The sequence below is a fragment of the Mycobacterium sp. NGS45 genome (genome assembly GCF_059812645.1).
Map to the genome: position 1 here is coordinate 1 of NZ_JCALDB010000069.1, position 281 is coordinate 281.

At 65.1% G+C, this 281-nt stretch carries 1 pseudogene; it reads right to left on the reverse strand.

The features are described from left to right. Positions 1-33 precede the first annotated feature (33 nt). A pseudogene (locus tag AC5Y3P_RS22370) lies at positions 34-281 on the reverse strand (IS256 family transposase); the annotation flags it as partial.

The window sequence follows — 281 nt, forward strand, 5'->3', positions numbered from 1 at the left end:
GAGGAATTGTCAATACCTGTGGATCGGCGTGTTTCAGGCGACCTCCGTTCCGGCTTGCTGATCGCCGTCTGAGGGCGGTGTCGGTGGGGTGATTTCGGTGGGGCGTTCGAGCAGTTTGCCCTTGTGGAAGACCGCGCCGGCGCGGACCAGGGCGACCAGGTGTGGTGCGTTGACGGCACGCCAGCGGGCCGCGGCGGCGTCGATGAGCTTGTAGGCCATGGCCAGACCAGCCGCACGTGATCCCGGCCCCTTGGTGACCTTGGTTCTCAAACGTACTGTGG